Below are 14,194 nucleotides of genomic sequence, written 5' to 3'. Positions count from 1 at the left end.
GACTTCGATAATGAGACGGCCCGTGGTCGGCGTGATCGGAAACGCCCATCGCATCGAAAATCGTTTCACAGTCCAGATGGTCGGGGAGCGCAACCTTCGCGCGGTTGCCGATGTGTCGGGTGCGGTGCCGCTGATGTTCGCAGGCAGCCCCGATATCACCGACGTCGGCGCCTTGCTCGACGTGGTCGACGGCGTCGTGCTGACCGGGGCCCGCGCCAACGTCCATCCGACGCGCTTCAACACCGAACCTTGTGCCGCGCACGAACCCTATGACCTCCACCGCGATGACGTCGCGCTCGCGCTGTCGGAGGCCTGCGTGGCGCGCGGCGTGCCGATCTTCGGCATCTGCCGCGGCCTGCAGGAGATGAACGTCGCCTTCGGCGGCTCGCTGCATCCGGAGATCCGCGAGATTCCGGGCCGCATGAACCACCGGATGCCGCGGCTGGACAACGGCGAGATCCATCCCGATCCCACCGTGGTGTTCGCCGACCGCCACGATGTCGCGCTGACGCCGGGTGGCGCCTTCGCAAAAATCCTCGGCTGCGAGACCATCCGGGTCAATTCGCTGCACGGCCAGGGCATCCTCGAGCCGGGCAAGCGGGTCGTGATTGAGGGCATTGCCGAGGACGGCACCATCGAGGCGATCCGCATCGCGGATGCCGCGGGCTTTGCGCTCGGCGTGCAGTGGCACGCCGAATACGATCCGCAGCGCAATCCGATCAACCGCGCGCTGTTCGAAGCCTTCGGCGACGCACTGCGCGAGCGGCGGCGGGCGGCGTAGGGCGGTTTCACAGCGATCCGGGGCAAATTCGGTGTTATCACCCGCGAAAGCGGGTGATCCAGTATTCCAGAGACGCCAGTGCTTGAGCCGAGGGGCCGCGGCGTACTGGATCGCCCGGTCGAGCCGGGCGATGACAGATGCCACACACGCGACCGTCGTCCTGGCGAAAGCCAGGACCCATATGTGGACGGCCCCCGTGGCACAAGAGCTGTTTGGTGAGATCGGATCGCTTGCATCCATATGTCCGGCCTTTTGAGTGCGATCGAATGGATCGCTGGCCAAGATGGTTTGCGCGATGCGAGTTCCAAACAACCACGCGACCTGTTGGCGGCCGATGGGTCCTGCGGACTGTCTCGCATCGTTGCTCGATCGATCGCTCCATCTGCTCTTGCAGCTCCGGTCGGTCGGCGAGCGAGCCCGCCGGCTGGCCAATCTATTAGGCGGCGGCTGTCATGGGATTCATCCGTGCCGCCTCGTAACTCTCGCCCGTCGCCATCAGCTTCCAGGCGATGCGGGCCACTTTGTTGGCGAGCGCCACGGCCGCAAGCTTCGGCGGCTTGCGCTTGATCAGCGCCAGCAGCCAGCGCGAGTGATGACCGCGTCCCCGCCTCGCCTGCTGGATCACCGCTGTGGCCCCGACCACCAGCAGACGGCGCAGGTCCTCATCGCCCGCCCGCGTGATCTTGCCAAGCCTGGTCTTGCCAGCGGTGGAGTGGTCCTTGGGTGTCAATCCCAGCCAGGCCGCAAAATGACGACCAGAACGGAACGCGCGCGGATCAGGTGTCTTCATCACCAGCGCGGTTGCAACGATCGGACCGACCGAGGGGATCTGAGCCAAGCGCCGGCCCGTGGCATCGGCGCGGTGCCAGGCCATCAGCTTGGCCTCAATCGCCTCCAACTCACCCTCGAGCCTGATGCGCTCCCGGCCCAGCACCACAAACAGCTCGCGCGCCAGAACGGGAAGCGTCTCGTCCTGCGCGATCCGCGCCAGCAGTGGTTCGATCGCGTCCAATCCCTTGGGTGCGATCAGGCCATACTCCGCCGCATGGCCGCGTATCGTATTGGTCAGCTGGGTGCGCCGGACGATCAATCCGTCGCGGACACCCATCAGCATCAGCGCAGCCTGCTGCTCGGCCGTCTTCACCGGCACGAAGCGCATGCTCGGCCGGCTCATCGCTTCACACAGACCTTCTGCATCCCGCCCGTCATTCTTGTTCCGCATCACGTAGGGCTTAACCAATTGCGGTGCCATCAGCTTCACCTCGTGACCGAGCTTGGAAAGCTCCCGCGCCCAATGTTGCGAAGCCCCGCATGCCTCCATCCCGATCACGGTCGGCGGCAATTTGGCGAAGAACTCCAGCACCTGTTTGCGCGACAGCTTCTTGCGCAGCGCCACCTGCTCCCTCGCATCAACCCCATGCAACACAAAAATATACTTCGACGTATCAATCCCAATGCGGATAATCTGGTTCACGGACGGCTCCCATGTATGAGATCTAGACAACCTCATTCTGGCACACTGATGCCGTAGGGGGCCGTCCACACCATCAGCCACCGCATTTGATGATATGAACGGGATCGTGGCCCCAGCATTGCGAAAGAAGTCTCATTCGGGGTAATGGGTCCTGGCTTTCGCCAGGACGACACCGAATGTGTTGCGCAAGCTGCGAGTCATACATCTGCATTCTCGCGACATGAATCGTCCGAGCTTTGCTCTTCGTTCCGCCCTCTCTTGAACAGAGGGCGCAGGGAAAGCCGGGTGCCGATCGCACCCATGGGCCCCGAGCAAAAGTAGAAAGCTCGGGGGTAGGACCACAGGTGTAACCGGAGCAATCCGGCTTTCCCTGCGCGATGGGTTACGGCTTACTTCGTGCTCTCCCCGGTGAGACTGGGCTTTTTTGTCACCGCCTTCGCAAGACGCAATTGCGTCTTACAAGGGGACACCGGCCGCTAGGGCGTCAGGACCACACGACTTCACCGTCCGCCTTGTGTGCACTCGTCTCTCGCACGCTCGGCGTCCACCGCATCTCACACCGCGTTCGTGACGATCGCGAAGCGCCCCTCGATCGGGTGAGACGAACAGTTCATACACTGAGTTGGGTATTCCGGGAAACAGAAATATTTTGGCTGCGCGGGATTGACAGGTTTTGCTGAGTTGCCCGTCGGGTTGTTTTGTCGCAGCCCGGGCGCGGGGACGGTTATTGGACACTTGTCAAGTTGAGGTAACCCGGGAGGGCATCTCCGTTGCCGTCTTTTGCCGATACAATGAAATTGCGTCCCAGATTGGGGCGCTGTGATTGGGACGGCTTCGGCGCCCGCCGCCCTAGCCCCGGAAGACGCGCCGGCAGCCGTCCCGATTGCGAAATTCGCGAGCCCTGATAGCACAACGCCGCCCGCTTAAAATCCATGCGGTCGGCGCCGGCCCTAGCCCCAGGAAGGAACTGCAAAATCCTGGCTCTTGAAGTCTATATCCATCGCGGCAACGGGTAATTGGCAAAATCGGGTTACCACAGACGGATGCTCGGAGGGGCTGCTTGCCCCAAGCGAACAAGTCCCAGGACCTTCACTTACCTTCACGTCGGTCCCACTCTCCAATTGACCAAAGAGTTGAGCCACGGTTCGGGAAGTGCATCGCCCTGTCTCAGCCACGAGTCGACCGGTGGTTTGGAAAGCGGGCAAGCGTTTTTGCGATCGCTAGCTAAATCTCAAAATCGCCTGCTGTCACTGCCGACGCGGTTGCTCCGTTCAAACACACCAACGTCTCTGGATTCATTTGAGCGACGTTGATTGGCGCGAGCACCCTTTGACTTCGTTCATCGCAGCTGAGCCCGGCGGGCGTGTGCCCGGCCGCACGCTGGCGTCGAGCGCGTCGCCGAGTGGCCGCGGACGGATGGCGAGGTCCTGGAATGCGAGCATTCCAGCTTGGCCGCGCGGAGCCGCTCCTTCTCCGTACTAATACGGATACGAAAGTGGCGGATCGCCGGCCCGGACTCGGCTAAGCAACTAGGCGCTCGCCACCGGATATTGCCCCGGCGCCGACAATCCTTTCCGGATACTGTTTTTTCTTTTCCATTTTCCGGTGCAGCCGACACGATGAGTTGGTCGTGATGAATTTGTCGGGCCGTCTGGCGATGGGGATGATGCTCCCCGTCGTCGCGCTCCTGCTTGCGCTGGGCTTCATCCATGGCGTCACCTGGCCGGGCATTCTGCTCGCCGGCGGCGCGATTGTGGTGGTGTTGATGACGGCTGAGATGATTGCGAGGTCGCTGTCCGGAACGCCTGCCCAGCTGGTGCGGGCGGCGGAAGCGCTGTCGCGCGGCGAACAGGCTCCGATGCGCGCAGCCGACAGCGACGAGACCGCCGAACTCGCCGCCACGCTTGCCGAACTGTCGGCGCAATTGGGCAGCAGGCAGCACCTGCTGGAGAAGACCGTCGAGAGCATCCGCGATCCGGTGGTGGTCGCCGATGAGCACGGGATGGTCGTGATCGCCAACGCCGCGGCGCGGCGGCTGTACAGTGTCGAACCCGGTTTTGACACCCTGACCGGCGTTCGCACCTTTCAGAACTATTATCCCGACGGCACGACCGTGATGCCGATCGCGGACACGCCGATGGCGCGTTCGCTGCGCGGCGATGACGTCGACGATTTCGAGCTGATCGTAAGGCCCCAGGCGCCGGATCCGGAGGTCTGCCTCGTCGCCAATGCGCGGCCGCTGCGCGACGATGCCGGCAATCTGCGCGGCGCGGTCGCCGTGCTGCACGATGTCACCGCGCAACGGCGGGCGCACCAGGCACTGGTCGAGGGTGAGCAGATGGCGCAAGCCATCATCAGGACCGCGCTCGATGCCTTCGTCCAGACCGACCAGGACGGTATCATTCTCGACTGGAGCCCGCAGGCCGAGGCGCTGACCGGCTGGACGCGGTCCGAGGCGGTCGGTTACCGGGTGGTCGAACTGGTGTTTCCGGAGGAGCTTCGCCTCGCGCACCGGCAGCGGATCACCCGCTTCCTGCAGGAGACCGCGGCCGGCGGCATGGGCATGCGCTATGAAACCGCGTCCGTGCACCGCGACGGCCACCGGTTCTATGTCGAGGTGTCGCTCAATGCGCTGCGCCGCGGCGACGGCTGGATCATCAATTCCTTTGTCAGGGACGTCACCCATCGCCGGATCGCCGAGGAGCAGTTGATCCAGGCGCAGAAGACGGAATCGCTCGGACGGTTGACCGGCGGCATCGCGCACGACTTCAACAACATGCTGACCGTGATCACCGGCACGATCGAGATCCTCGCCGACGGGGTCAAGGACAACCCGCAGCTTGCCGCGATCGCCAAGCTGATCAGCGATGCCGCCGATCGCGGAGCGCAGCTCACCTCGAGCCTGCTGGCATTCGCGCGCAAGCAGCCGTTGCAGCCGGCCGAGACCGACGTCAACGACCTGATCGGCGAGGTGGTGCGGCTATTGTCGCAGACGCTGGGTTCGCAGACCGAGATCAAGACGGAGCTCGGCCGCGACGCCTGGCTCGCCTTTGTCGACCGCGGTCAGCTCGGCGCGGCGCTGGTCAATCTCGCCATCAATGCGCGCGATGCGATGCCTGATGGCGGCACGCTGACCTTTGCGACCCGCAACATCCAGCTCGGGATTCCCGAGGCGGTGGCGCATGGCGTCGAGCGCGCCGGCGACCATCTCGTGATCGAGGTGATCGATACCGGGGTCGGGATTTCGCCGTCGCATCTGGAGAAAATCTTCGATCCGTTCTTCTCCACCAAGGAGGTCGGGCAGGGCACCGGGCTCGGGCTCAGCATGGTGTTCGGATTCGTCAAGCAGAGCGGCGGCGGGATCGAGGCCAGGAGCGAGCAGGGGTGCGGCACCAACTTCAGGATCTATCTGCCCAAGGGCGACGGCATCGCGCAGCGCGCGGCCGAGGAGGACGATCTGCCGGTCAAGGGCGGCAGCGAGACGATCCTGTGTGTTGAGGACGACCCCACGATCCGCGACTACGTCACGGGCCAGCTCGAAAGCCTCGGTTACAAGGTGCTGGTCGCAGCGAATGCGGACGCCGCGCTCGCGATCGTCAACCGCGGCACCGCGTTCGATCTGTTATTCACCGACATCGTGATGCCCGGCAGCATGAACGGCCGGCAATTGGCTGATACGCTGATGACCGGGCGTCCGGCGCTGCGGGTGCTGTTCACCTCGGGCTACAGCGACGGCGTGCTGCCGGCACAACAGGCGCGTGGCGGCCGCGGCATTCCGCTGCTGACCAAGCCTTATCGGCGCAGCGAGCTGGCGCGGCAGCTGCGGCGCTGCCTCGACCTTCAGGTCGACTTCCAGGGCGATCCGGTTCCGCAGCCTTACTCCGTGCAACCCGATCTTGAACGCTTCCTGCGCGAGAATCCGCCGGACAAGAAATAGGGTGTGGACTCGTCAGCGTTGCCGTAGCCTGAGCGAGGCAAGTTGGACGAGAGGGCAGCACGGTGCAGGCAAGCGGCAAGGTTGCGATCTTCGATGGCCACAATGACGCCGTTCAACACCTCGCCGAATACCGGGAAGGCGGGCGCGATTTTTTGATGCGCTCGGAGCAAGGCCACCTCGACCTGTCGCGCGCGCGCGAAGGTGGCATGATCGGCGGTCTGTTCGCGATGTTCGCCGGGGCGGAACATCCGCGGGAGGGCGGTGTCACGCGAACGGCTGACGGCTACGAGGTCCGTCTTGCCGACCCGCTCGATCCGACTTACGCGCGCCGCACCATCAATGCGCAATTGAGTGCGCTGGAGACCATGGTGGCCCGCGCCGGCGGAAACATCCGATGGGCGCGAACCGTGGATGAGATCGAGGCGGCGCGCGAAGATGCCGTGTTCGCGATCGTCTTGCATCTGGAGGGCGCCGAAGCGATCGGCGCCGATCTGGACGGGCTGGAGCAGCTCTACGCCCGTGGCCTGCGCTCGCTCGGCCCGGTCTGGAGCCGGCCCAATATCTTCGGCCATGGCGTGCCGTTCGCCTTTCCGCGTTCTCCCGACACCGGTCCCGGTTTGACGGACGCTGGGAAATCGCTTGTGAAGGCCTGCAACCAGCTCGGCGTCCTGGTCGACGTGTCTCACCTCAACGAGCGCGGCTTCTGGGACGTCGCGGCGATCAGCACCGCGCCCATCGTGGCGACCCACGCCTGCGCGCATGCGATCTGCCGCGCGACGCGCAACCTGACCGACCGGCAACTCGACGCCGTCAGGGCATCGGGCGGCCTCGTGGGTTTCAACTTCAGTGTGTCCGAAGTGCGCCCGGACGCGCAGCGTGATCCGGACATCCCGATCGAGACGGTGGTCGATCACCTCGGCTACCTCGTTGAACGAATGGGGGACGACCACGTTGCGCTGGGGTCCGACTTCGATGGCGCGCTCATGCCCCTCCCGGTCAGGGATGCCAGTCATCTGCCAAACCTGATCCAGGCCCTGCGCGCGCACGGCTTCGATGACGCCACGTTGCGCAAGATCGCCTTCGACAATTGGATGCGGGTGTTCCGCCAAAGTTGGCGATGAAAACTGCTGCATATCTTAGCCGATCATGATCTATCATCGCTGCACAACAACGGCGCGGCCGGTCAACGGCCCGATCTCAGGGAGCACGGAATGCAGGACCGCAAATGGTCGAGACGCGACTGGCTCAAGGTGACGGCGGCGACCGCGGCTGGCATGGTGTTCGCCGAGCCGTTAAGGGCCGCCGCGCCGCCGGCCGAGGCGGTGACGCCGGAGCTGATCGCGGCCGCCAAGAAGGAAGGCAAGATCTCGTTCTACAGCGCGCTTGAGCTGAACACGGCCGAGCGGCTCGCGCGCGATTTCGAGCAGAAATATCCCGGCATCAGCGTCCGCGTCGAGCGCTCCGGCGCGGAGCGGATTTTCCAGCGCATCGCGCAGGAGCAGGGCAGCGGCATCAATGCCGTCGACGTCGCCAACTCGACCGATCCCGCCCATTACCTCGACTGGAAGAAGAACGACTGGCTCGCCGCCTATCTGCCGGAAGAGGTGGCAAAGCATTTTCCTCCCGACCAGGTCGATCCCGACGGCACGTCAGCGACATCCTGCGCCTGGTTCGAGGTGATCGGCTACAACACCGAACAGGTGAAGCGCGAGGAGGCGCCAAAGAGCTACGCCGACCTGCTCGATCCGAAATGGCGCGGCAAGATCGTCAAGGGCCACCCGGGCTATTCCGGCGCGATCATGACCGCGACCTTCGTGCTGGCGCGCGATCTCGGCTGGCCCTATCTGGAAAAGCTCGCGCAGCAGCGGGTGATGCAGGTGCAGTCGGCGGCCGATCCGCCGAAGAAGATCCTGCTCGGCGAGCGCGCCGTCATGGCCGACGGCAACGACTATAATCTCGTTCTGGCCAAGGATCAGGGCAAGCCGGTCGAGGTGGTCTATCCGACTGAGGGCGCGCCCTTGATCATCGTGCCGAGCGGCATCTTCAAGAACGCGCCGAACCCCAATGCCGCACGGCTGTTCCAGAGTTACTTCTTCAGCGCCGAGACCCAGCAGCTGCTGGCCGACGAGTTCGCGCACCGCTCGTTCCACGGCAAGGTGAAGGAAAAGGCCGGCCACGTGCCGCTCGACAAGCTCAAGATGCTCAAGGCCGATCCGGCCCAGGTGCAGGCGCAGAGCGAGGAGATCAAGGCGCGCTACGCGAAGCTGTTCCGGGTGTGACGCCAGGCGGGCGCCGCAGCCGGTAGGATGGGTAGAGCCAACGGGTCCGCGCAACGCGCGGCCCGATGATAGACTCCGCGAAACCCATCGCCCCCTGCGCAAGGTGCGAGAGGATGGGTATCGCTGCGCTCCACCCATCCTACGCGCTATTCCGGGTGCAACGAGAGCGGAGCATCGGCCCCCGACGGTGTCCTCAATGTAAGATCACAGGACAACGAGGTTCCCTTTGCTGTCCTGAAACACGATCGCCTCCGGTCCCTGACGAGCGCTCGCGGCCAAAGATACTTCGATGATCGATCCGTCGGCAAAGAACAAGCGGAATGCCGCTTCCACATCCACGAACCCACCTGCAACGGATTTTCCAATCTGGGCACAAAGAGCGTCTCGATAAACGGGCATCCCGAAAGTTGCGGTCAGGGTCGGGGTGATTATCCGCGGCCAAACAAACGTGGTAAGAACAGGCCCATCAAATTGCAGTTGCAGGTAATCCTGCACGAAGGCTACTGCTGAGAGATTACGTCCCCTCAAGGCATCTAAAATCGGATCGCGGCGGTCGTTCGTCATTTGCCTGCAGCCTGCTCCGAGAAATCAACATTTGGCGTTGAGTCCGTAGGATGATTAGAGCGAAGCGAAACCCATCGTGCCGGCGCAAGATGTGAGATGATGGGTATCGCTGCGCTCTACCCATCCTACGGCGCTCAGTCCTAGGCGCTCAAGCCGCGCGGCCGCTGCGCTGCGCGCGATAGGCCTGAGGTGACAGCAGCGTGAGCTTGCGGAAGGCCTTGCGAAAGCTGCTTTCGTCCTCGTAGCCGGTGGTGCGGGCGATGGTCTTGATCGGCTGCGTCGTCGTCTCCAGGAGCGTGCGGGCGTGCTCGACGCGGCGGCGCATGATGAAGGCCTGCGGCGGCTCATGGGTCAGCTGGCGGAAGCGGCGGTTCAGCGTGCGTTCGCTGAGGCCCAGCGCATGCGCGAGGCGGCGCACCGTGATCGGCGCCTTGCCGGTGCGGCGCACCAGCATGTCCGCCTTCATCAGCAGCGGGTCCTGGGCGAGCATGTAGCCAAGCGGCATGAAGATCGCTTGCGTGCGCTGCGCGGTGTCGATCACGGCATAGTCGGCGCAGACCTTTGCGACCTCCGGGCCCTCGACCAGCTCGATCAGCCGCAGCAGCAGATCGACCCACGACATCGGGCCGGCGGCGCAGACGATGCGGTCGGCCTGGGTGAGGACGGCGTCGCTGGCGAGATCGACCCTGGGATGGCGGCGGCGGAGCTCGCTCTGCAGCCACCAGGTGATGGTGGCGCGGCGGCCATCGAGCAGGCCGGCATTGGCGAGCAGCAGCACGCCGCTGCAGAACGCGCCGATCAACTTGCCGCCGGCATGTTGCTGGCGCAGCCAGGCGCCGGCGCGGTCATATTGCGGCTGCAGGCGCTCGGCGGTCAGATGATCGACCAGGCTGCCCGGCACGATGATCGCGTCGCTGGCCGTCCGCCTGCTCACGGCGCCGTCGACCGCGAGCAGCTTACCGCCGCCCGCGCGCACCGCCTTGCCGTCGAGCGAGAGTGTCTGCCAGCTGAAGCGCGCCTTGCTGCCGCGCAGCTGCGTCACATGGTTGGCGAGGGTGAGGATGTCGGCGATGCCGGCGACCGCCGACTGCATGCAGCCTTCCAGGGCGAGGATCGCGAGTTTCATGAGATCTCCTGACGTTGCCGTCATCCTGGCCGATCGGCGCACTCGGGCCGTGGCGGATATTGCCCGATCTCTGTCCGATCGGCCACTGCCTTGTTGTGTCGCGCCGGTCCATCTTCGTTGCGTCGTCACCACCTCAGCAATGGAGAGAGACCATGCCTTACGTCACCATTTCTACCGTCCGCGGCATCTTCGATGTCGCGCAGAAGAAAGTGCTGCTCGAGCGCGTCACCGACCTGATGGTCGAGATCGAGGGGCAGGGCAACCCTGACTTCCGCCGCAACGTCTGGGTCAAGATCGAGGAAGGCGAGCCGGCAAACTGGTCGCTCGGCGGCATGATCCCGACACCGGACATGATCGCGGGCACCTTCGGCGCGCTCGACGCCGGCGGGCGGCGGGTCGCCAAGGTGAAGGCGTAACCGCCGCGGCAACAGCAAGACGCGCTTCCGCCGGAAGCGCCTCTTGCACACGAGCTCGGGAGATCGGCGCGAGTGCTACGCTGCACGCCCGGTCGAGGTGATCGCGGCCGCGGCGCGTTCGGCGATCAGGATCGTCGGGGTCTGGATATTGCCCGAGATCATGATCGGGATCACGGACGCGTCGGCCACCCGAAGGCCGTCAAGGCCATGCACCTTGAAGCTTGTGGGATCGACCACGGCCATCCGATCGTTGCCCATCCGGCATGTCGAGGCGGCATGATACAGCGTCGTGCAATGGCCGCGCACGTAGTCGGCGATGTCGGCGTCGCTGACCGCTTCCACGCTCGGCGTGACTTCGCCCTCGATCAGCTCTTTCAGCGGCGACTGCGCCGCGATGCGGCGGTTGATCCGCACGCCTTCCACCAGGGTTGCGATGTCCTGGCCACTGGCGTCGGACGAGAAGTAGCGCGGATCAATCGCGGGATATTCGAGCGGGTCGGTCGAGCGCAGCCTCAGTTCGCCGCGGCTGTTCGGCCGCTGCAAGGTCGAATGTAGCGTGATGCCCGGCTTCGCGGACAGGAAACGGACGTAGTCGCGGTGCGGGCTGATGGCGCCATAGAGCTGTAGATCGGGCTCGACGTCCGGGCGGCTGCGGACATGCGCGCCTGCCGCGACCCAGGGCGAGGAGCGGGGACCGCTGCGGCTCTCCTGCCATTCCTTCAGGCTGGCCGCGAGGCTCTCGTCGGTCCAGGCGCCGACGCCGATGTTTTCCCTGGTGTAGAACGTGATGGGAATGTTGATGTGGTCCTGGAGATCCTTGCCGATGCCGGGAAGGTCGTGCACCGGCTCTACCCCGACGGCCTTCAGCTCGCCGGCGGGGCCGATGCCCGACAGCAGCAATTGCTGGGCGGAGCCGATCGCGCCGGAGGACATCACGATGTCGCCGGATGCGTTTGCGGTCTTGAGCTGCCCGTTTTCGAGATATTCGACGCCGGTGGCGCGGCCCTTTTCGATGACAATGCGGATCACGCGGACGCCGGTCTTGACCTTAAGGTTGGCGCGCTCCAGCGCCGGACGCAGATAGGCCTTGCCGGTTCCGAACCGCTCGCCCTGCTTGATCACGAACTGGAAGAATCCCGCGCCTTCCTGGCTCTCGCCGTTGAAGTCGAGATTGTGTGCGTGGCCGGCGGCTTTCGCGGCTTCGAGCCAGCGCCGCTCGTTGGGGTCGACGAACGGAACGTGAGCGACATGGAGCGGGCCCCTGGTGCCGTGCAGGGGGCTGTCGGTGAAGTCGGCGTTGTTCTCGAACGCGATGAAATCGGGCAGCACGTCGCGCCAGCCCCAGCCGGTGCAACCGGCCTTCTCCCAGCCGTCATAGTCGGACGGCAGGCCGCGGATGTAGATCATCGCATTCATCGCGCCGGAGCCGCCGACCATCTTGCCGCGCGGCCAGAACACACGGCGGCCGCGGCAGCCGGCCTGCGGCTCGGTGTAGAAGCCCCAATCGACCGCCGTGTTGAACATCGTCGGCCAGTCCGAGGGAATGTCGGACGCCAGCGGCGCGGCACGGCCGGCCTCCAGCACCAGCACCTTGCGGGCGGGATCGGCAGAGAGCCGATTGGCCAGCACGCAGCCGGCAGAGCCTGCGCCCACGATGATCGTATCGTACATCTGTCACTCCACTGGTCACGCCGGCGTGTCGCCGGATATTTCTGCTGTCACCGCGGGGCTGCGCGAGCGCAGCCGCCGCAATCGATCCCAAATGCTTTCGAACAGGCCGATCAGGCCGTTCGGCATCAGCACCATCACCGCGGCGATGATGATGCCGAGCCCGAGCGAGCGGAATTCCCCGATCTCGCGCATCGCTTCGTCGGCGGCGACCAGTACGATGGCGCCGACCAGCGGTCCCCAGAGGCGGCCGATGCCGCCTACCACCACCATCGCGATGATGAAGAACAGCTGCGAGAATGACAGCACGCCGGGGCCGATCGCGTTGAAATGCGCGGCATAGAGCCCGCCTGCGAGCCCGGTGAAGAAGGCCGAGAGGCCGAACACCAATAGCTGCATCTGGAAGCGGCTGACGCCGCGCGCCATGGCGCAGCCGGGATTGTCGCGCAGCGCGCGGAAGGCGAGCCCGATCGGGCCGCGGATGATGGCCCAGGTGAACAGCATCGTGACCGCGAACAGCGCCACCACCAGCGCATAGTCCGCGACCAGGTATTTGGCCTTGAACATCGCGCGCGTGCCGAGATCGCCGAAGCGGGCAAATCCCACCGCGCCGCCGGTGAGCTGCCGGCACTGCGTGCCGACCATGACGAAGCAGTCGGTGTCGGTGACGATCAACAGATACATCACCTGCGCAACCGCGAGCGTCAGCAGCGCGGTATAGGCGCCGCTCAGGCGCAGGCAGGCGGCACCGATCACCAGGCTGAACAGCACGGTCGCAATGGCCGCGAGCGGCATCGCGGCCCAGACATTGAGGCCGAAATAGAAGCACAGCATCGCGGTGGCGTAGCCGCCGAAGCCGAACAGGGCCATCTGCGCCAGCGAGAACACGCCGGAGAAACCGAACAGCAGATTCCACTGTGAGGCGACGATGGCATAGAACAGGCCGAGCGTGACCTGGCCGATCACGTAGCGGCTGTCGACGTAGAACGGCAGCGCGACCGAAGCGGCGAGGACGACGAGACCGATCAGCAGATGAGCGAGATCCTGGCGTTTCATATCGACCTCACAGCCGTCGCACTTCGACCCGGCCGAACAATCCGCCGGGCCGGCGAATGAGCACCAGGATCACGATGGCGAGCAGCGCCGGGAAACCCCAGCGCGCACCGGCCAGGAACTGGACCAGCGCCTCGACGATGGCGAGACCGAACGAGGTGATGATCGCGCCGGGCAGATTGCCGAGCCCGGCGACCACGCACATGATGAAGGCCTTCAGCATTGGATCGGCGCCGAGCGACGGCGAGAGCTGGGTGATCGACGAGACCAGCACGCCGCAGACGCCGGCGAGCATGCCTGATAGAATCAGGACCTGCAGATAGACCCGCGCCACCGGGACGCCCGTTAGCTTGGCGGCATCCGGGTTCTGCGCCGTGGCGCGAATGGCGCGACCGGCCCTGGTCCGGGTGAGGAACAACGCGGTGGCGCCCATCAGCGCGATGGCGCTGACGATGATGACGAGGTTCTGCCAGGGCAGCACGAAGCCGCCGAGATTGATCGAGCCGCCGACCGAGAGCGGCTGCCCAAGCGGCTGGCCGCCATACAGCCGCAGCACGGTATTCTCGAGCGTGAGCGCGACACCGAAGGTCGCGATCATGATGGTGGTCTCGAAGGTTTCGGGGCTGCGGCGCGACAGCGGATAGGCGACCAGCATGAAGATTAGCGCGCCGATTGCGCCGCCGACCGCGGCTGCGGCAAGCACCGCAAGCGGCACCGGCAAGCCGAGCTGGCTGGCGGCCGTGAACGCCGCGTAGCCGCCGAGCGTCAACAGCGTGCCATGTGCCATGTTGAGCATGCCGAGCGAGCCCCAGACCAGCGACAGGCCAAGCGTCGCCAGCGCGTACAGGGCGCCGGTGGTGATCCCGGCGACGATGACGGGTCCTATGATCTCCAAA

At 65.0% G+C, this 14,194-nt stretch carries 11 protein-coding genes; 5 read left to right on the top strand and 6 right to left on the bottom strand.

Annotated features, from left to right (window positions below; all coding sequences use genetic code 11):
* The first annotated feature begins 10 nt into the window (after window positions 1–10).
* Entirely contained in the window at window positions 11–781 is a 771-nt protein-coding gene (locus tag HAP48_RS41005; protein ID WP_166205458.1) for a gamma-glutamyl-gamma-aminobutyrate hydrolase family protein, read from the top strand.
* Between the two features lie 436 nt (window positions 782–1,217).
* Here the strand turns inward: HAP48_RS41005 and HAP48_RS41000 are convergent, their stop codons facing one another.
* The gene (locus HAP48_RS41000; RefSeq protein WP_166211463.1) at window positions 1,218–2,255 is read right to left on the bottom strand and encodes an IS110 family RNA-guided transposase; all 1,038 of its coding nucleotides are present in this window, start codon (window positions 2,253–2,255) and stop codon (window positions 1,218–1,220) included.
* Window positions 2,256–3,888: 1,633 nt separating this feature from the next.
* On the opposite strand from HAP48_RS41000, the gene HAP48_RS40995 reads away from it, so the two are divergent.
* From HAP48_RS40995 to HAP48_RS40985, 3 genes are all read left to right on the top strand, one after another.
* Window positions 3,889–6,192: a PAS domain S-box protein gene (locus HAP48_RS40995; protein WP_224497114.1), complete on the top strand. Its 2,304-nt coding sequence runs from the start codon at window positions 3,889–3,891 to the stop codon at window positions 6,190–6,192.
* 62 nt (window positions 6,193–6,254) lie between these two features.
* Complete coding sequence (locus tag HAP48_RS40990) at window positions 6,255–7,313, top strand: dipeptidase (protein ID WP_166205457.1); 1,059 nt, start codon at window positions 6,255–6,257, stop codon at window positions 7,311–7,313.
* Window positions 7,314–7,403: 90 nt separating this feature from the next.
* Window positions 7,404–8,471: an ABC transporter substrate-binding protein gene (locus tag HAP48_RS40985; RefSeq protein ID WP_166205456.1), complete on the top strand. Its 1,068-nt coding sequence runs from the start codon at window positions 7,404–7,406 to the stop codon at window positions 8,469–8,471.
* Between the two features lie 204 nt (window positions 8,472–8,675).
* On the opposite strand, the gene HAP48_RS40980 is transcribed toward HAP48_RS40985, so the two are convergent.
* Both HAP48_RS40980 and HAP48_RS40975 read right to left on the bottom strand, forming a co-directional pair.
* Window positions 8,676–9,035, bottom strand: coding sequence for a hypothetical protein (locus HAP48_RS40980; protein ID WP_166205455.1), 360 nt, complete (start codon window positions 9,033–9,035; stop codon window positions 8,676–8,678).
* 148 nt (window positions 9,036–9,183) lie between these two features.
* Window positions 9,184–10,161 carry a GlxA family transcriptional regulator gene (locus HAP48_RS40975; protein WP_166205454.1) on the bottom strand — a complete coding sequence of 326 codons (978 nt, stop codon included), beginning with the start codon at window positions 10,159–10,161 and terminating at the stop codon, window positions 9,184–9,186.
* Window positions 10,162–10,313: 152 nt separating this feature from the next.
* Here HAP48_RS40975 and HAP48_RS40970 point away from each other — a divergent pair, with 152 nt between their 5' ends.
* Window positions 10,314–10,577, top strand: coding sequence for a tautomerase family protein (locus HAP48_RS40970; RefSeq protein WP_166205453.1), 264 nt, complete (start codon window positions 10,314–10,316; stop codon window positions 10,575–10,577).
* A gap of 75 nt (window positions 10,578–10,652) precedes the next feature.
* Here the strand turns inward: HAP48_RS40970 and HAP48_RS40965 are convergent, their stop codons facing one another.
* Genes HAP48_RS40965 through HAP48_RS40955 form a run of 3 tightly spaced genes read right to left on the bottom strand, consistent with a single transcriptional unit; the run spans window position 10,653 to window position 14,193 of the window.
* Complete coding sequence (locus HAP48_RS40965) at window positions 10,653–12,248, bottom strand: GMC family oxidoreductase (RefSeq protein WP_166205452.1); 1,596 nt, start codon at window positions 12,246–12,248, stop codon at window positions 10,653–10,655.
* A gap of 15 nt (window positions 12,249–12,263) precedes the next feature.
* Window positions 12,264–13,301, bottom strand: coding sequence for a branched-chain amino acid ABC transporter permease (locus HAP48_RS40960; RefSeq protein ID WP_166205451.1), 1,038 nt, complete (start codon window positions 13,299–13,301; stop codon window positions 12,264–12,266).
* Window positions 13,302–13,308: 7 nt separating this feature from the next.
* The gene (locus HAP48_RS40955; protein ID WP_166205450.1) at window positions 13,309–14,193 is read right to left on the bottom strand and encodes a branched-chain amino acid ABC transporter permease; all 885 of its coding nucleotides are present in this window, start codon (window positions 14,191–14,193) and stop codon (window positions 13,309–13,311) included.
* Window position 14,194: the final 1 nt, after the last annotated feature.

Source organism: Bradyrhizobium septentrionale (assembly GCF_011516645.4).
Taxonomy (GTDB): Bacteria; Pseudomonadota; Alphaproteobacteria; order Rhizobiales; family Xanthobacteraceae; genus Bradyrhizobium; species Bradyrhizobium septentrionale.
This window is presented reverse-complemented; position numbering and strand designations above follow the sequence as displayed.

Coding starts and splice junctions, on each gene's coding strand:
- HAP48_RS40995 (WP_224497114.1), top strand. CDS start 3,889: ATGAATTTGTCGGGCCGTCTGGCGATGGGGATGATGCTCCCCGTCGTC.
- HAP48_RS40985 (WP_166205456.1), top strand. CDS start 7,404: ATGCAGGACCGCAAATGGTCGAGACGCGACTGGCTCAAGGTGACGGCG.
- HAP48_RS41005 (WP_166205458.1), top strand. CDS start 11: ATGAGACGGCCCGTGGTCGGCGTGATCGGAAACGCCCATCGCATCGAA.
- HAP48_RS40980 (WP_166205455.1), bottom strand. CDS start 9,035: ATGACGAACGACCGCCGCGATCCGATTTTAGATGCCTTGAGGGGACGT.
- HAP48_RS40965 (WP_166205452.1), bottom strand. CDS start 12,248: ATGTACGATACGATCATCGTGGGCGCAGGCTCTGCCGGCTGCGTGCTG.
- HAP48_RS40970 (WP_166205453.1), top strand. CDS start 10,314: ATGCCTTACGTCACCATTTCTACCGTCCGCGGCATCTTCGATGTCGCG.
- HAP48_RS40960 (WP_166205451.1), bottom strand. CDS start 13,301: ATGAAACGCCAGGATCTCGCTCATCTGCTGATCGGTCTCGTCGTCCTC.
- HAP48_RS40975 (WP_166205454.1), bottom strand. CDS start 10,161: ATGAAACTCGCGATCCTCGCCCTGGAAGGCTGCATGCAGTCGGCGGTC.